The 18,347-nt window shown below is 44.3% G+C and carries 13 protein-coding genes and 1 pseudogene; 9 read left to right on the forward strand and 5 right to left on the reverse strand.

Features of this window, described 5'->3' with window-relative positions; genetic code table 11:
* Positions 1–62 precede the first annotated feature (62 nt).
* Positions 63–554 (reverse strand): 5-(carboxyamino)imidazole ribonucleotide mutase, encoded by a 492-nt coding sequence (gene purE, locus QUE24_RS07710; RefSeq protein WP_286306013.1) that lies wholly within the window; start codon positions 552–554, stop codon positions 63–65.
* Between the two features lie 228 nt (positions 555–782).
* Between purE and gltB the strand changes: the two genes are divergently transcribed.
* The 3 genes from gltB (at position 783) to hemE (ending at position 7,879) form a co-directional block, all read left to right on the forward strand.
* Positions 783–5,267 carry a glutamate synthase large subunit gene (gene gltB, locus QUE24_RS07715; protein WP_286306014.1) on the forward strand — a complete coding sequence of 1,495 codons (4,485 nt, stop codon included), beginning with the start codon at positions 783–785 and terminating at the stop codon, positions 5,265–5,267.
* A 23-nt stretch (positions 5,268–5,290) separates the two neighbouring features.
* The gene (locus tag QUE24_RS07720) at positions 5,291–6,694 is read left to right on the forward strand and encodes an FAD-dependent oxidoreductase (protein ID WP_286306015.1); all 1,404 of its coding nucleotides are present in this window, start codon (positions 5,291–5,293) and stop codon (positions 6,692–6,694) included.
* Between the two features lie 120 nt (positions 6,695–6,814).
* On the forward strand, positions 6,815–7,879 hold the full coding sequence (hemE, locus tag QUE24_RS07725; protein ID WP_286306087.1) for a uroporphyrinogen decarboxylase: 1,065 nt from the start codon (positions 6,815–6,817) through the stop codon (positions 7,877–7,879).
* Positions 7,880–7,958: 79 nt separating this feature from the next.
* Here hemE and QUE24_RS07730 read toward each other — a convergent pair whose 3' ends face one another.
* The 3 genes from QUE24_RS07730 to QUE24_RS07740 all read right to left on the reverse strand — a co-directional run bounded on the left by QUE24_RS07730 (position 7,959) and on the right by QUE24_RS07740 (position 10,348).
* Positions 7,959–9,197 (reverse strand): ammonium transporter, encoded by a 1,239-nt coding sequence (locus tag QUE24_RS07730; RefSeq protein ID WP_286306016.1) that lies wholly within the window; start codon positions 9,195–9,197, stop codon positions 7,959–7,961.
* Positions 9,198–9,215: 18 nt separating this feature from the next.
* The gene (locus tag QUE24_RS07735) at positions 9,216–9,554 is read right to left on the reverse strand and encodes a P-II family nitrogen regulator (RefSeq protein ID WP_007144177.1); all 339 of its coding nucleotides are present in this window, start codon (positions 9,552–9,554) and stop codon (positions 9,216–9,218) included.
* Positions 9,555–9,616: 62 nt separating this feature from the next.
* A complete protein-coding gene (locus QUE24_RS07740; RefSeq protein ID WP_286306017.1) occupies positions 9,617–10,348 on the reverse strand; it encodes a TorF family putative porin in 732 nt (243 codons plus the stop codon).
* A 294-nt stretch (positions 10,349–10,642) separates the two neighbouring features.
* On the opposite strand from QUE24_RS07740, the gene lgt reads away from it, so the two are divergent.
* Positions 10,643–11,428: a prolipoprotein diacylglyceryl transferase gene (lgt, locus tag QUE24_RS07745; protein ID WP_286306018.1), complete on the forward strand. Its 786-nt coding sequence runs from the start codon at positions 10,643–10,645 to the stop codon at positions 11,426–11,428.
* Here the strand turns inward: lgt and QUE24_RS07750 are convergent.
* Positions 11,412–11,765, reverse strand: a complete 354-nt coding sequence (locus QUE24_RS07750) for a diacylglycerol kinase (protein WP_286306019.1) — start codon at positions 11,763–11,765, stop codon at positions 11,412–11,414. The genes lgt and QUE24_RS07750 overlap by 17 nt on opposite strands.
* Before the next feature lie 102 nt (positions 11,766–11,867).
* Here QUE24_RS07750 and mnmG point away from each other — a divergent pair, with 102 nt between their 5' ends.
* The 5 genes and pseudogenes from mnmG (at position 11,868) to QUE24_RS07775 (ending at position 18,105) form a co-directional block, all read left to right on the forward strand.
* Entirely contained in the window at positions 11,868–13,751 is a 1,884-nt protein-coding gene (gene mnmG / locus QUE24_RS07755) for a tRNA uridine-5-carboxymethylaminomethyl(34) synthesis enzyme MnmG (protein ID WP_286306020.1), read from the forward strand.
* On the forward strand, positions 13,751–14,380 hold the full coding sequence (gene rsmG / locus QUE24_RS07760; RefSeq protein WP_286306021.1) for a 16S rRNA (guanine(527)-N(7))-methyltransferase RsmG: 630 nt from the start codon (positions 13,751–13,753) through the stop codon (positions 14,378–14,380). The genes mnmG and rsmG overlap by 1 nt, the downstream gene beginning before the upstream one ends.
* Positions 14,381–14,388: 8 nt before the next feature.
* A pseudogene (locus tag QUE24_RS07765) lies at positions 14,389–15,164 on the forward strand (ParA family protein).
* 16 nt (positions 15,165–15,180) lie between these two features.
* Positions 15,181–16,041, forward strand: a complete 861-nt coding sequence (locus QUE24_RS07770; RefSeq protein ID WP_286306022.1) for a ParB/RepB/Spo0J family partition protein — start codon at positions 15,181–15,183, stop codon at positions 16,039–16,041.
* A 309-nt stretch (positions 16,042–16,350) separates the two neighbouring features.
* A complete protein-coding gene (locus tag QUE24_RS07775) occupies positions 16,351–18,105 on the forward strand; it encodes a methyl-accepting chemotaxis protein (protein WP_286306023.1) in 1,755 nt (584 codons plus the stop codon).
* Positions 18,106–18,347: the final 242 nt, after the last annotated feature.

The following is an 18,347-nucleotide window of genomic DNA, read 5'->3' on the forward strand; positions in this document are numbered from 1 at the left end:
GCTATCTTTAATATAAATGTGTCATTGATTAAAATTTAATCAATGTTTCATCAGTTTGTGTACTATTGAGGTGGTAAAGTCATCTCAACAACGGTTTGATGTTGTTTTTTACGGAAAGCGTCGAGCTTTGCCGAGAGCTGTTCGTCGTTGATGGCTAACTGGGCTATAGCGAATAAAGCCGCATTGGCTGCGCCAGCTTCACCGATGGCAAAGGTTGCAACCGGCACGCCTTTTGGCATTTGTACGATAGATAGCAGTGAGTCTTGACCTTTCAGGTATTTGGATGGCACTGGCACACCTAAAACCGGGACGATCGTACTGGCGGCTAACATGCCTGGTAAGTGCGCTGCTCCGCCGGCGCCTGCTATAATACAAGCCAGTCCTCGCTGTTGAGCTGATTCCGCATACGCTGTTAAAAGGTCAGGGGTACGGTGAGCTGAGACCACTTTGGCTTCATAGCTGATGCCAAATGCGTCAAGTTGCTCAACGGCTTTTTGCATAACGGGCCAGTCACTGTTGCTGCCCATGACGACACCGATTAAGGGTTTGTCCATGATCGTTCCGTAGTTTTCGTCAAAAACAGTGCATTTTAGCTATTTTATTGAAAATAGGAAAATTTAACGCTCATATTTTGCCAAGGAAGGTATCGTAATAATTGAATGGCAAGGTATCCATCGTTATAATAGATGATCCTTTCTGCCGTATTTGGTCAACGCTCCTCGAAGACGATTCCGAATACCGCCGGACTATCCGACGGGTGAGCAGTGACGGCGCTAACTAATATGAAGGTACGTGACGTGAGTCAGCCAACAGAAATGAATCAAGGTCTTTACAGACCGCAATTTGAACGTGATAACTGTGGTTTTGGCCTAATCGCCCAGATGGACGATAAAGCCAGTCATTGGTTAATCGAGACTGCAATTGAAGCCTTGGGTAATCTTACCCACCGTGGTGCTATTGGCGCTGATGGGAAGACCGGGGACGGTTGCGGCTTATTGCTGAAGAAACCAGATAGCTTTTTTAAAGCCATAGCGGAAGAGCATGGTTATAGCTTATCTCCACTCTATGCCGTGGGGATGGTTTTCTTATCGCAGGACGATGCCAAAGCAGATTTTGCGCAAAACGCGGTTGCTCAGAGTCTGACCAAGCAAGGCTTAGAGGTTTTAGGCTGGCGTGATGTGCCCGTTGATCCAGCTTCGGCTTGCGGTCAGCAAGCATTAACATCACTGCCTGTGATGCGCCAAGTCTTTGTCAACGCCGCGAAAGATATGTCTGAAGCTGATTTTGAACGTCAGCTGTATATTGCGCGCCGTCAAGCTGAGAAAGCTGTGACTGGTGACGCGGATTTCTACATTCCTAGTTTGTCTTCACACGTGGTGTCTTATAAAGGTTTGGTTATGCCGTCTTACTTGCCGGTATTCTATAAAGACCTGAATGACAAACGCATGGAAACATCGATTGCTGTTTTCCATCAACGCTTTTCAACCAACACTTGGCCGCAATGGCGTTTGGCTCAACCATTCCGTTATTTAGCGCACAATGGTGAAATTAACACTGTTCAAGGTAACCGCAATTGGGCATTAGCGCGTGGTGCCAAGTTTGCGACATCTCTCATTGAGAACATGGATGATATTCGCCCATTAGTCGGCACTTCTGGTTCCGACTCATCCAGCATGGATAATATGCTGGAAGCTTTATTAGCCGGTGGCGTCAGTCTCTTCCGTGCGATGCGTTTGATTATTCCACCTGCATGGCAGAATGATCCAACCATGGATGCTGATTTAAAAGCATTTTACGATTACAACTCCATGCATATGGAGCCATGGGATGGTCCTGCAGGTGTAGTGACAACGGATGGTCGTTATGCTGCATGTACATTAGACAGAAATGGTCTGCGTCCTGCCCGCTACATCATCACCAAAGATCGCCATATCACATTGGCTTCTGAAGTGGGTGTATATAAATACGAACCGGAAGATGTTATTGCGAAAGGTCGTTTGAAGCCAGGACAAATGCTTGCAGTTGACACACAAACCGGTGAGTTATTGATGCCGGAAGACATCGATAACATGCTGAAAAAAGCACAACCTTATCGTCAGTGGTTAGAAAATAATCTGCAAAGATTGTCTGATGCGGCTGATGATGAAACTGGCCCTACACTTGAAGGTGAGGAATACCAGGTTTATGAGAAACTGTTCAACATCACCTTTGAAGAGCGCGATCAGGTCATCCGTGTTTTAGGTGAGGCTGGACAGGAAGCGATTGGTTCAATGGGTGACGATACGCCGTTTCCTGTTTTATCTAAACATGTCCGTTCTGTTTACGATTATTTCCGTCAACAATTTGCACAGGTCACCAACCCGCCAATTGACCCACTTCGCGAAAATATAGTGATGTCTTTGGAAACATGTTTCGGTGAAGAGCGCAACATGTTCGAAGAAGGTGAAGATCATGCTCAACGTGTTGTCGTTGATTCCCCTGTACTGTCAGAAAGTCAGTTCCGCCAATTATTGGCAATGGGTAAAGACAATGCTGAATATGAGTCAGTGACTATATCACTGAACTACGATCCAGCAGTCGGTCTTGAAGCTGCCATTGATGCGCTTTGCGATAAAGCTATCAAAGCAGTCGCTGATGGTACCGTTGTGGTTGTGTTGAGTGACCGTGATATAGCTAAAGATAAACTGCCTATTCATGCTTTATTGGCGACAGGTGCAGTGCATCAACGTCTTATTCAGGCTGGCCTGCGTTGTGATGCGAACGTTATCGTAGAAACTGCCACAGCGCGTGATCCACATCACTTTGGCACGTTACTAGGCTATGGCGCTACAGCTATTTATCCATACTTAGCTTATGCCTGTTTGAACGATATGATTCATACCAATGAAATTAAAGGGTTGGATCGTGCAGAGTTATGCCGTCGCTATCGTAAAGGTATCAACAAAGGGTTGTTCAAAATCACTTCAAAAATGGGTATTTCCACGATTGCGAGTTATCGCGGTGCCCAGCTATTTGAAGTTGTCGGCCTAAACGACAGCATCGTTGATAAATGCTTTACGGCAACCACAAGCCGTGTCAGTGGTTCAACATTTGAAGATCTTCAGTCTGATGATGAGACATTAGCAAAACTGGCTTGGAATCAACGTAAAAAACGTGCACAAGGTGGTTTGTTGAAGTTTATCCATGGTGGTGAGTATCACGCCTATAACCCTGACATTATCGCTACCTTGCAAAAAGCAGTTCAAGGTGGCAGCTACGATGATTACAAAGCCTATGCTGAGCTGGTGAATGAACGTTCACCTATGGTGTTACGTGACCTGATGAAGGTCAAATTATCGGATCAACCTCTTGAACTGAACCAAGTTGAAGATGTGAGCAACATCCTTAAACGCTTTGACAGTGCAGGTATGTCATTAGGCGCTTTATCGCCTGAGGCACATGAAGCACTCGCGGTGGCTATGAACAGATTAGGCGGCCGTTCTAACTCAGGTGAAGGTGGCGAAGATCCTGATCGCTTTGGTAATGAACGTGTTTCAAAAATCAAGCAGATCGCCTCTGGCCGTTTTGGTGTCACACCACATTATCTTGTTAATGCAGAAGTGTTGCAGATCAAAGTTGCTCAAGGTGCGAAACCAGGTGAAGGTGGTCAGTTGCCAGGTGGTAAAGTCAATCAGATGATTGCAACTTTGCGCCACTCTGTGCCAGGTGTGACATTGATTTCACCACCGCCACATCATGATATTTATTCAATCGAAGATCTTGCCCAGCTGATTTTTGACTTGAAACAGGTGAATCCTGATGCGCTGGTATCTGTGAAGCTAGTATCACAAGCTGGCGTGGGTACGGTCGCTGCTGGTGTGGCGAAAGCTTACGCCGATCTGATTACCATTTCTGGTTATGATGGTGGTACCGGTGCAAGTCCGCTTACCTCTGTGAAATACGCAGGTGGTCCATGGGAGCTAGGTCTGAGTGAGGCTCATCAAACGCTTCGTGCCAATGACTTACGCGATAAAGTACGCCTACAAACAGATGGTGGCTTAAAAACTGGTCTGGATGTTATCAAGGCAGCGATTCTTGGTGCAGAAAGTTTTGGCTTTGGTACTGGCCCAATGGTCGCGCTGGGTTGTAAATACTTACGTATTTGTCACCTCAATAACTGTGCAACCGGTGTTGCAACTCAAAATGAGAAGCTGCGTACGCAACATTTCATTGGTTTGCCACAGATGGTGATGAACTACTTCCAGTTTGTTGCTCGTGAAACACAAGAGTGGTTAGCTAAGTTAGGTGTGGTCAGTCTGCAGGATTTGATCGGTCGCACTGACTTATTGGAGTTATTACCGGGTGAAACGACAAAACAACAAAGTTTGAATTTGGCGCCGTTATTGTCTTCCGCTGGTGTGTCTGCTGATAAACCACAATTCTGTTTAGAGCCAAAAAATGAACCTTATGATAAAGGTGAATTGGCTGAGCAAATGGTGGTTGATATCAAAGAAACCATTGTTAACAAAACCGGCGGTGAATTCAGCTACGAAGTACGGAATATCAACCGGTCTATTGGTGCACGATTATCCGGTGAAATTGCCAAGCTGTACGGTAACTATGGCATGGCTGATAAACCGATTCGTCTCAAACTAAAAGGTTCTGCTGGTCAAAGCTTTGGCGTGTTCAATGCTGGTGGCCTTGAAATGTACCTTGAAGGTGATGCCAACGACTACGTTGGTAAAGGTATGGCTGACGGTAAGTTTGTTATCTATCCTTCACCTGAGAGTGAGTTTGAAACGCAAGAAGCCAGTATCATGGGTAATACGTGCCTATATGGTGCAACAGGCGGATCGCTTTATGCATCAGGTCGTGCTGGTGAACGCTTTGCCGTTCGTAACTCCGGAGCTACAGCTATCGTAGAAGGCGTAGGTGACCATGGTTGTGAATATATGACGGGCGGGGTTGTCGCTGTACTTGGTGAAACAGGGTTGAACTTCGGTGCCGGTATGACTGGCGGTCTGGCATTTGTATTAGATAGTGATAATACGTTTGCTGAGCGTTATAACAAAGAACTCGTCGAACTCGTCAGAATTGATAGCCCTGAAATGTCAGAATTATCACTCTATCTCAAAGGTATGATTGAAGATCATGTTCGTGAAACCGGTAGTGTGTGGGGACATCAGTTGCTCGATGCGTTTGAACAACGCATTAAAGAGTTCTGGTTAGTAAAACCAAAAGCAGCAGCAATTGATGGCTTGTTAAAACTTGCTACTAAAGCGGCATAAGTCCAGAGACTAAGATAATAATTATGGCAAAAAATACATTTCAGTTTTTAGATGTGGGGCGTTTCGACCCAAAGAAGCTTGATGCTGACGTTCGGATCAAACAGTTTGGTGAAATTTATGGTGATTTTGATGCCGATTCTTCAGCAGAGCAAGCAGACCGCTGTTTAGAGTGTGGTAACCCATACTGTGAATGGAAATGTCCCGTTCACAACTATATTCCGAATTGGCTGAAACTAGTCAGTGAGGGCAATTTAGAAGAAGCTGCCGAGCTATCCCATGCCACTAATACTCTGCCAGAAATTTGTGGCAGGGTTTGTCCGCAAGACCGGTTATGTGAAGGTGCGTGTACGTTAAATGATGGTTTTGGTGCAGTGACTATCGGTTCTGTTGAGAAATACATCACAGACACAGCGCTTGAGCAAGGCTGGCGCCCAGATTTGTCCAATGTCGTCGAGACTGGCAAACGTGTCGCTATCATTGGGGCGGGTCCAGCAGGTTTAGGTGCTGCCGATGTCCTTGTGCGTAACGGTGTAAAGCCTGTTGTATTTGACCGTTATCCAGAAATAGGTGGTTTGCTGACATTTGGCATACCTGAATTTAAACTGGAAAAACAGGTTGTTAAGCGTCGTCGTGAAGTACTTGAAGGCATGGGTGTTGAATTCCGCTTGAATACCGAAGTGGGTAAAGACGTTGATTTCCAGACATTAATTGATGACTATGATGCCGTATTCCTTGGTATGGGTACATATACCTATATGAAGGGTGGTTTCCCTGGTGAAGACTTACCCGGTGTATATGAAGCCTTACCTTTCTTAGTAGCCAATAATAAACACTTACTCGATATTCCTACCGATGACTATGTCTCAATGGAAGGCAAACGCGTTGTGGTCTTGGGTGGTGGTGATACCGCAATGGATTGTAACCGTACTTCTATCCGTCAAAACGCAGAGAGTGTCACTTGTGCATATCGTCGAGATGAAGAGAACATGCCTGGTTCACGACGCGAAGTAAATAATGCGCGTGAAGAGGGTGTTCAGTTTTTATGGAACCGTCAGCCAGTAGAAATCGTGGGTAATGGTAAAGTCGAAGGCGTTAAAGTGGTGACTACCGCTTTAGGTGAAGCGGATGAACGTGGCCGTCGCCGTCCAGAGCCGGTGCCAGGAAGTGAAGAAATCATTCCTGCTGATGCGGTTGTCATTGCGTTTGGTTTCCGTCCAAGTCCAGCGCCATGGTTTGAGAAATTCAATATCTCAATCGATGATGGTGGTCGCGTATTAGCTCCTTCAGAAGCAGCGATTAAGTACCAAACAACTAACCCTAAGATTTTTGCCGGTGGTGATATGGTTCGTGGCTCTGACCTGGTTGTGACTGCAGTATGGGAAGGACGTCAGGCGGCAGAAGGTATTCTGGATTTCTTAGACGTTTAATTACTGATCTACATCATTAAACAATAAGGCTTTTTCATACAGAGATATCGCATCCTGTATGATGAAGCCTTTTTTATATCTATTACTTTCAAAGTAGGTCCAGTTATTCAGGAGTCAATGGTGAGTAGTCTACAAAATGATCGTTATCTCAGAGCATTACTAAAACAGCCCGTCGATAAAACGCCGGTATGGGTAATGCGGCAGGCAGGTCGATATTTACCTGAATATCGTAAAGTCAGAGAAAAAGCCGGTAATTTTATGACGCTTTGCTCAACCCCTGAATTGGCTTGTGAAGTGACACTGCAACCGCTTAGACGCTATAATCTTGATGCCGCGATCATCTTTTCAGATATTTTGACAATTCCTGACGCAATGGGGCTTGGACTACATTTTGTGACAGGTGAAGGTCCTAAGTTTTCTAAAACAATTCAGACTGCTCAGGATATAGCTAATCTTTCAGTTCCTGATATGGAAGATTCCCTGGGGTATGTGATGGATGCAATTCGTCTCACCAGAAAAGAAATCGATGGCAAAGTACCACTCATCGGTTTTAGTGGCAGCCCGTGGACATTGGCTTGTTATATGGTAGAAGGTGGTAGTAGTAAAGATTTCGCCAAGATTAAGGGAATGATGTTTGATGCACCTAATCAAATGCATGCTCTGTTAAACGTGTTAGCTGATTCTGTGATTGCCTATCTTAATGCCCAAATTAATGCCGGTGCACAGGCGATTATGTTGTTTGATACCTGGGGTGGGGCTCTCAGTCCTGAAAATTATAAAACCTTCTCTCTCGCCTATATGGAAAAAATTTTGAATGGTTTAACTAAAGAGTCTGAAGGCCGAGAAGTGCCGGTTACACTATTTACCAAAGGTGGCGGACAGTGGCTCGAGTGGATGGCTGAAACTGGTGTCAATGGCCTTGGTCTAGATTGGACAACAGATATTCGTTCAGCAAGACAACGCGTTGGTGAGAAAGTCACACTGCAAGGCAATATGGATCCATGTGTTTTATATGCATCACCTGATCGAGTTGAACAGGAGGTTAGCACGATCCTTGAGGCTTATGGAAAAGGGACAGGCCATGTATTTAACCTCGGCCATGGTATTCATCCATCAGTTGACCCAGAGAATATGGCAAGACTTGTTGAGTCAGTTCACCGGTTAAGCGAAAAATATCATCAGTAAACTTTGCTGATTGTTAAGCATAAAAAAGGGCAAGTAATCAATACTTGCCCTTTTTTTGTGAGATTATCTAACGACTGATTTATTTACCAGTGTTAGTAAACTCTGGGTATGCTTCCATACCACATTCAACGTAGTCAACACCTTCGTACTCTTCTTCTTCAGAGACACGAATACCCATGACTGCTTTGAGGATACCCCAGACAATTAAGCTGACAACGAATACCCAAACAAAGATAGTTGCTGCACCGATTAACTGACCAGAGAAAGAAGCATCGCTGTTTGTTAAAGGCACTGCTAACAGACCCCACAGACCAGCTGTACCGTGAACAGAGATTGCACCAACTGGGTCATCGATTTTCACTTTGTCTAAGAAGATGATTGAGAAGACAACGATGATACCGCCGATTGCACCGATGATAGTAGCCATCAGTGGTGATGGTGTATCAGGGCCAGCTGTAATAGCAACCAAACCTGCTAATGCACCGTTCAAAATCATTGTCAGGTCAGCTTTGCCAAACATCAGTTTAGCTACAATAAGTGCTGCGATAACACCACCTGCAGCAGCAGCATTAGTGTTGAGGTAAACATTTGCAACGGCGTTTGCACTTTCAACTGAAGCAGTTGCTAGAACAGAACCACCATTGAAACCAAACCACCCCATCCACAGGATGAATGTACCCAGAGTAGCTAATGGTAAGTTAGCACCAGGAATTGGGTTAATTTGACCATTTGGACCGTACTTACCTTTACGAGCACCAAGTAACAGAACACCTGCTAAAGCAGCGGCAGCACCAGCCATGTGTACGATACCTGAACCAGCGAAGTCTAAGAAACCAAGATCGCCAAGGTTGTACATGCCGAATACATCATTACCGCCCCAAGTCCAGCTACCTTCCATTGGGTAAATGAAAGCAGTCATGACTACAGCGAAAGCAGCAAAAGTCCATAACTTCATACGCTCCGCTACTGCACCAGACACGATTGACATAGTGGCTGCAACGAAGACTGCTTGGAAGAAGAAGTCAGATGATGGTGAGTATGTTGCTGGATCCTCTGCGCCAGTGACACCGTCAGCAGCAAGACCATCCAAGAAAATACCGCCGCCATACATGAGATCATAACCTACAATCAGATACATGGTGCATGCGATAGCATAAGTTAAAATATTTTTAGTCAGTATTTCTGTGGTGTTTTTCGACCGAACCAGACCTGATTCAAGCATGGCAAAGCCGGCCGCCATCCACATAACCAAGGCGCCACTTACTAAAAAGTAAAAGGTATCCAGGGCATACTGGAGTTCGAAGATACTATTTTCCATATTCTCTACTCCTCAAGCTTATAATGCATCTGGGCCGGTTTCGCCTGTGCGAATACGGACCACTTGCTCTAATGGATAAACAAAGATTTTACCGTCACCGATTTTGCCAGTATTGGCACCTTTGATAATGGCTTCAATCACTTGTTCGACGATATCGTCATCAACGGCGATTTCCAGTTTCAATTTAGGTAAGAAATCAACGACATATTCAGCACCACGATATAACTCTGTGTGGCCTTTTTGACGTCCAAATCCTTTTACCTCTGAAACCGTCAATCCTTGTACGCCGATTTCTGAGAGAGATTCTCTGACATCATCAAGCTTGAAGGGCTTAATAATTGCTACAACTTGTTTCATAAGCGTATTTCCTTCTGTAGAAAATCTACCCCCTCAACATCGAGGGGGTAGCTGTGAGAAGTTTAGAATGATGAGCTAACACCAAATACGAGACGATCATCTGATGTACCGTTTTGTAGTTCAAAGTCTTCACCATCGCCATTAGTGCCAACATAAGCTACTGACCAATCAAGGCCGATAAATGACTTAGATAACCCAAGAGTGTAGTCTACATAGCTGTCTGACAGGCTTGTGCCATCATTACGATCAGAGTCTGTGTAACCAACAGCTGCATTGAATCCAATACCATATGGAAGTTCATAGTCAAATGACAAGTTATAATATGTTTCATCAATATCACTATCACCGCTCAGTTCACTTGTGTAACCGACCATTGCTGTGAAATAGCTGTAAGACAGAGCACCAAGGTATTCGGTGTAATCTAATTCATCATTGCTGTTTTGACCTGGGTACATGTAGCGTAAAACGGTAAAGTCATAGCCAATACCTGTATCACCAAACTCATTAGCAAAGCCAACATAAAGGTCAATCTCGATATTGCTGTCAGAGCTATCACTTAAGTTTGACGCCCATGTTCCAGCATATAGGCCAGATGCGTGTGCATAATCAAAGCTGCCTTGGATTGCTGGGTCTTCATCAGTGAATGAAATACCACGGAAGATATAATCACTGTAAAGGCCAACAGATGCACTTGTTGAGTGCTGACCGTCTTCACTTTCCCAAGCCATTGCTGATGAAGCAGCAAACATGGTTGATGCTGCTAATGTAAGAGCCGAAATTGTACGTAATTTCATTATGGTGTTACTCCTCGGTTTAAAATGTTTTTAGTCTTTCTTGAATACCTGCGTTGGTCTTTTGCAACACTTTGTATTCAGACTACAACAACAAGAGCAGAATGTGTGCCAACTTTACAAATGTTATAAAAAACAGAGGGATGAGGAGGTAGTGGAAACAGTCTAGGCTTAACATGTGATCAATTTGGTGCGACAAATTTGACGCTTTGTCCAAAATGGTGCAGTTATGTTTTATTCATCGCCATGGAGGCATTGAGTTGGTATGATTGCCATACCTTATATAAAGTGACATATATGAATTATCCTCAAATTGATCCCATTGCCCTAAGTATCGGTCCCCTCCACATACATTGGTACGGGCTGATGTATTTATTCGGTTTTTTGTTTGTCTGGTTGCTGGGACTTTATCGCGTCAATAAAACGGAGTGGACTCGGCAACAATTGGAAGATTTATTGTTTTACGGCGCGGTAGGCGTGATCATTGGTGGGCGCGTAGGGTATGCCATTTTTTATGATTTTCAGGCGAATCTGGAGAACCCATTAAACATATTCAAAATATGGCAAGGTGGAATGTCTTTCCACGGTGGTTTGTTGGGTGTACTAGCTGCCTTTGCGTGGTTTGGTAAGAAAACAGGTAAATCCTTTTTTGATATCAGTGATTTTATTGCGCCGATGGTACCTATCGGCTTGATGTTTGGTCGGATCGGTAACTTCATTAATGGTGAGCTATGGGGGAAAGTCACAGATGTGCCTTGGGCCATGGTGTTTCCTGGTGCGGGCCCACTACCAAGACATCCATCGCAACTTTATGAAGCTGCCTTAGAAGGTGTTTTGCTATTTATCATCTTATGGTGGTTCTCATCCAAACCAAGACCGAAAGCGGCGGTTTCTGGCTTGTTCTTATTGGGTTATGGTTTTTTCCGCTTCTTGGTAGAATTCGTGCGTATTCCTGATGCTCAATATGGTTATTTAGCTTTTGATTGGTTAACCATGGGACAAATTCTATGCTTACCTATGATCATTTTTGGCATCATCCTGATGATTGTGTCTTATAAGGTTGAAGCTAGAGTAAAACCGTAAGCCAAGTTGCAGTGGCGATGAGAATAGTCATTAACACAGCAAACGAACCATAATCTTTAGCGCGCCCAGATAACTTATGTTTGTCTGTACTTACCCGGTCAACAACGGTTTCAATCGCTGAGTTGAGTACTTCCACTATCATGACTAACACGATGCTGGAAATCATCAAAAGTCGTTCTACCGCTGTGACATCCAGGTAAAAACTGAACGCTGCTAATAAAACAAAGGCAAAAAATTCCTGACGGAAAGCTTCTTCATGTTTTAAAGCTGATCGAAGACCCTGCCATGAGTAGACCAGAGCGAAGAGTAAACGCTTAATGCCACGATTTTTTTCCATAAAGTTCTCAGCAGTTATTAATATAAATGTTTGAATTATAGGCAAACATTATTAACAGCATGTTAAAATTACCTCCTTTAATTTCTAGATTGTTGGTGTGATATGAGTTTCCAGGATCATTATGAGGTCATCGTTGTCGGTGGTGGCCATGCCGGAACCGAAGCGGCGTTAGCTTCTGCTCGTCAGGGTGTGAAAACACTATTACTGACGCAAAATATCGAGACACTAGGACAGATGAGCTGTAATCCAGCAATCGGTGGCATCGGAAAGGGGCACCTGGTAAAAGAAATTGATGCTCTAGGTGGCATTATGGCGAAAGCCGCTGATAGAGCCGGTATTCAGTTTCGCACATTAAACTCTAGTAAAGGGCCTGCGGTCAGAGCAACACGAGCTCAGGCAGATCGTATTCGATACAAAGCGGCGGTCCGTGCTTACCTGGAAAACCAACCCAACCTCTATATATTCCAGCAGCCAGTCGATGATCTGGTGGTAGAAAATGATCGCGTTACTGGTGTTATGACTCAGGCAGGACTGCGTTTCTCAGCTAAAGCGGTTGTGTTAACGGTGGGTACCTTCCTTGGCGGGTTAATACATATTGGTTTACAAAACCATCAGGGCGGTCGTGCTGGCGACCCAGCTTCCATCGCTCTATCCCAACGTTTGCGTGCCTTACCTTTTAGAGTTGACCGCCTTAAAACAGGCACACCACCACGCATAGATATCAATAGTATTAATTTCTCAGAGCTGACCGAGCAGCCTGGTGATACCCCCACGCCAGTATTTTCATTCTTGGGTAAAGCTGAGCATCATCCTCGTCAAATCTCGTGTTACATCACACACACTAATGAACGAACACATGATGTCATTAGAAATAATCTGGATCGTTCACCGATGTATAGCGGTGAAATCGAAGGTATTGGTCCACGTTACTGTCCCTCTATCGAAGATAAAGTGGTTCGTTTTGCCGATCGTCAATCACACCAGATTTTCCTAGAGCCAGAGGGATTGGAGTGCGGTGAAGTTTATCCAAATGGCATCTCGACAAGTCTTCCATTTGATGTGCAGTATGAAATAGTGCGCTCGATGAAAGGTTTGGAGAATGCTCATATCACAAGACCGGGCTATGCGATTGAGTATGACTTCTTTGATCCACGTGATTTGCACCCCTGGCTGGAAACAAAATACATGGCAGGTCTGTTCTTTGCCGGTCAGATTAATGGCACTACTGGTTATGAAGAAGCGGGTGCCCAAGGATTAATAGCTGGTCTGAATGCTGGGTTGCAGGCCCGAGGTGAAGAGCAGTGGTATCCTCGTCGTGATGAAGCCTATATGGGCGTATTGATTGACGACTTGATTACATCAGGCACACGTGAACCTTACCGAATGTTTACTAGTCGTGCTGAATATCGTCTCATGCTACGTGAGGATAATGCGGATATCCGCCTGACACCAATTGGTCGTCAATTAGGTCTGGTTGATGATGAACGCTGGGCCGTATTTAACGAAAAACAGGATGCTGTGGCCAGGGAAAATGCGCGTCTTGATAGCTATAAGTTTGTACCGGAAAAAGTGGATCAAGAAAAAGCTGAGCAGGTGTTGGGAGAAAAACTCAATAAAGTGGCGTCGGCCAAAGAATTACTTAGACGCCCGAAAGTGGATTATGCAGGCCTGTTAGATTTAATGGGAGAGTCAATGGATATTGCTGATGATGTCGCCGAGCAAGTGGTGATTCAGGCGAAATATTCGGGTTATATTGATCGTCAACAAAATGAGATTGATCGATTACAGCGTCATGAGAATACAGAATTACCTTTAGACATGGACTATAAAAATGTGCGTGGTCTATCTAATGAAGTGAGAGAGAAGTTAGAACACGCCAGACCTGGTAATTTGGGTCAGGCTGCACGAATCTCAGGTGTGACACCTGCAGCCGTTTCTTTATTATTGGTTCATTTAAAACGAAGCGGTTTGAGTGAAGCCAGTTAATGCTTGAAGCGAGCTTGTTACATCAATTAAAGCGTGGTTGTAAATTACTTAATCTGACTTTGTTAGATGAGCAATATGACAGGCTAGTGGCATATGTCATGCTGCTACATAAGTGGAATAAGGTCTACAACCTCACTTCTGTGCGCGACCCTGAACAAATGATGGCGAGACATATTATCGATAGTCTTTCTGTCTTACCCTATATTTCATCAACGTCATTACTTGATGTCGGAACCGGTGGGGGCTTGCCTGGGGTGCCTGTTGCTATATGCCAGCCGCAAACGCGAGTGACATTGCTCGACAGTAATTCAAAGAAAACGCGTTTCTTACAGCAAGTCAAAGCAGAACTGGCGTTAGATAATGTGACGGTTGTGCATGGACGCGTTGAACAGGTATCTTTACCTAAATTTGCTATCATCACGGCACGGGCATTTGCCAGTATTGATGACATCATTCAGTTAGCAGGTCAACATTGTGAGGACAAGGGCTACTTGGTGCTCATGAAAGGGACTTATCCTGAAGATGAATTAGCATTTGAATCGACAGACTTTCATTTGCACGATGTACTCTCGTTGACGGTTCCAGAGTGTGATGGTGAAAGACATTTAGTAAGACTTATCAAGGATTAAGACTGAGTATGGGCGATATCTTTGCAGTGACCAATCAGAAAGGTGGCGTTGGAAAAACGACCACCACCGTCAATCTGGCCGCGTCACTGGCAGATTATGGAAAAAAGTCCTACTCATCGATCTCGATCCGCAAGGTAATGCCACCACTGGTTGTGGGCTCGATAAAAATGAGATAGAAAACAGCAGCTATGAAGTCATCATGGCTGAAGCTCGTGCAGCAGACGCTATAATACGCCCTGAAGAAATTGGTTTTGATGTCATGCCAACCAATGCTGATTTGACGGCTGCTGAAGTAGAGTTGCTTGAGAGTAAGTTACGTGAACATCGTTTACGCATTGCTCTTGAGTCGACACGCGAGAAGTACGATTACATTCTCATTGACTGTCCACCTTCGCTGAGTATGCTAACCGTTAATGCACTGGTGGCATCGCAAGGGGTGTTGATCCCCATTCAGTGTGAATATTATGCACTGGAAGGTCTGTCGTCGTTATTACGAACAATTGAGAGAGTTAAGCAAAGGGCTAACCCAACTCTGGATGTGACGGGATTATTAAGAACGATGTTTGACGCCCGAAACAATCTGGCAAACGAAGTATCTCGACAATTGATTAGCCATTTTGAAGGCAAGGTTTTCCATTCAATTATTCCGAGAAATGTACGTTTGGCTGAAGCTCCGAGTCACGGGTTACCCGTACTGAATTATGATCGTGCTTCAAGAGGTTCGATAGCTTATATGGCGTTGGCAAGTGAGTTTATGCGACGACAGAAGCAAAGTGCTAAATGATAAAGGTTAATCAACAATGAGTAAAAAAAGAGGTTTAGGCCGCGGACTAGATGCCTTACTTGCAGATGTGCATCAGGAAGACACTACAAATCTAGATGACAGTTTGCAGCACTTTCCTCTTGATATGATTCAGCCTGGCAAATATCAACCGCGTGTGGATATGTCACAAGAGTCTCTGGAAGAGCTGGCTGATTCTATTCGGGCACAAGGCTTGGTTCAGCCTATTATTGTTCGGCCTGTAGCTGAAGGTAAGTATGAAATCGTGGCAGGTGAACGCCGTTGGCGTGCTTCCAGAATGGCTGGTCTGGTAGAAGTCCCTGTGCTGGTTCGTGATGTATCTGATCGTAGTGCCATTGCTATGGCATTGATAGAGAATATTCAGCGTGAAAATCTCAATCCGATGGAAGAAGCAAATGCATTATTCCGTCTACGTGAAGAATTTGAAATGACGCATCAGCAAACTGCAGAGGCTGTCGGTAAATCACGTGCCACCGTGACGAACTTATTACGTTTACGAAACCTTAATGAAGATGTAAAACGCATGCTCGAGAATGGTGACATTGAAATGGGTCATGCAAGAGCCTTATTAGGGTTAGAAGGTGATGTTCAATCTGATGCGGCTAGACAAATTGTAGAAAAAGTACTTTCTGTCAGAGAAACAGAGCAACTCATAAGACGGATACTCAAACCCAGTAACGACAAGAAAGCTGAGCCAGCAGTCAATCCAGCAGATATTCAGGAAATAGAACAACGCATCAGCAGCAAACTAGGTAAAGGTATCAGCATTAAGCATCGTGCCAATGGCAAGGGCAAGTTGGTATACGATTATGCCAATATTGATGAGCTTAAAAACCTGATCGAACAACTGGGTGCTTAAATCCTTCTTTAGCTGTTTTTGTTGCACAGAAAAAGTGAAAATGCGGACACAAATGGTGCGAAATTTCTGAATATCCCTGGTAAATGATCATCACCAACCATCGCCTGAAAAACACGTATATAATCAGAGTGGCACAACGGTAAATTGATAGGGATTGCCTAGTTTGATTATAAGTGTAAGTATGTACTCACTATAACTTTCTCGGGCTTAATGAAACTTGACTCGATAGTATCTTGTTGATCCAGCCTTATTTGTTGGACTGCCTATTGCATATCATCCAATTCTTGATAAGAATTTGGAATCCATGCGATGCGTATATTGAAGAAAGTGTTTGCAAGCTCTTCTCCAGTGCAGCCGTTGCCAGACGAGACTGACGCGATAGAAGAAGAAATTGATGCAGCAAGTTTTTCTGATGAAGAAAAACGCTTTTATCGTGCTCTTCAATTAGTCAGCTCTCAAACTTCTCAGTTATCACGCCAAATTTTCCGTGCACTTGAAGTGCAGGAGAATTTTCTCTCTGAGATAAACCAACGCACAACTAAGCTGGATGCTGAGTTGAATATGGCCAATGACTATTTGAACAGTTCAAACTCAACAGTCGGAGCCTTGCAATCTCAAATCAATATAGAAGTTGACCAAGTAAATACTTCCGTTAGTGAAGCTATGGAGCAAATCACTCGAACGCTGTCAGAAAAATCGATGAGTGTGACGGAAGTATTGGATGGCATATTGGAAATAGGAAAGGGCGTGAATTTACTCGCTCTGAATGCAGCCATCGAAGCTGCACGAGCTGGTGAACATGGAAGAGGATTTGCTGTTGTCGCTGATGAAGTTAGGCGACTAGCTTCTGTGACGATGGAGCAAGCACAGCAGGCGGCTGAACAACTTGATTTCAGCAAGGTCAATAATGAACTTCAAAATATCAATCAAACGAATAAACAACGATTAGATAATTTTGTGGATGTTATCCAGGCGGCAACAGGCCAGCTTACTCAACTATTTCAATCCATTAGTGAACAACTGACGTTGGTAATGAATAACACGGCAGTGATATTCGAAACCTTGGACTTAAGCTCCGGTTCAATGAAGCGTATCCAGAGTAAAAATCGTATTATCAATGACGTTGCCGAAGAAATGACAACGGGGCTGGATCATATAGATATTCAGCATGCAACGATTGATAAAGCGGTGACGGCTTTTGATAACACGCTAAAAAAACTATATATGGTGCCTGACCCAGCTCATGATCAGTTAGATGATATATTGCGTCGAGGTAAGTTACGAGTTGCCGTTGAGCCAAATTTTGTAGGTCTTTCTTTCCGTGAAAGGTTAGGTGAGCCACTTAAAGGCCTGGATGTGGATTATGCACACGCATTCGCCCAGTTTCTGGGAGTGGAGTGTGAGTTTATTGAAGCACCTTGGGATATGTGTACGGAGCTACTGACCTCAGGCAGGAACTTCGGTGAACCACCTGCTGATATTGTTATCAGTGCGTTGCCGCCCTCTGCAGAATATGACAATGTCGCTTATTCGGAAGCCTACACCTACCTGCACTGGGTGTTAGCGAGACGTAAAGACGATAAACGTATCAATAGTCTTAGTGACCTTGATGGAAAGGTCATGGGAATTATAAATGACCCCGCAGCAGTAGAGTTACTGGAAGAGAACGGCGTACGATGGAGCAGTAATGAAAACAAGCCTGGAGGGAGTTGTGTTCTTGAGAATTTGATTGCCTATTCAGATCAATCTCGTATTCATCACTGTCTGGCTGATGGTGTGGTAGACGCTTTTGGTGTTGATTTGCCAATTTATCATTGGGCTAGCAAAAACCCATCAAGTCCATGGTATAACAAGATCGAGATTCTACCTGGCAATATCGCGAAGCAACCTTATTATTACACGATGGCAGTGAATGCATGGGCATCAAGTTATCGTTTACTTGCTAAAGCGAATGAGTTCATTAACTGGTTCAAACAACAAAATGAACGTATGGCGATCGAAAAAAGTGGCAGGGTGAGCCCGTACAGGGAAAAGTCAGTTATCGTGACGAACCGGGTGAGCTGATGGGTGAACCTGAGTTGAAACAGCTCTACATGGCACATTGTGAGAAATTTAAATTAACCCCAAAAAGTTTGAACTTACAGGCCAATACGCGGCAAGAAGTTGCCTGATGCGATAGCACCAGAACAAATACAAGCTTAGCTATAGCGCGTTTACAGTCAGATGTGAGAGTATAAGCAAGTAAGTTAAAGGGGATTGCGTCGCTTATTTACGTGATACTAGGAGAACGATTAAGTGGATATTTG

The sequence above is a fragment of the Methylophaga marina genome (assembly GCF_030296755.1).
GTDB classification, from domain to species: Bacteria; Pseudomonadota; Gammaproteobacteria; order Nitrosococcales; family Methylophagaceae; genus Methylophaga; species Methylophaga marina.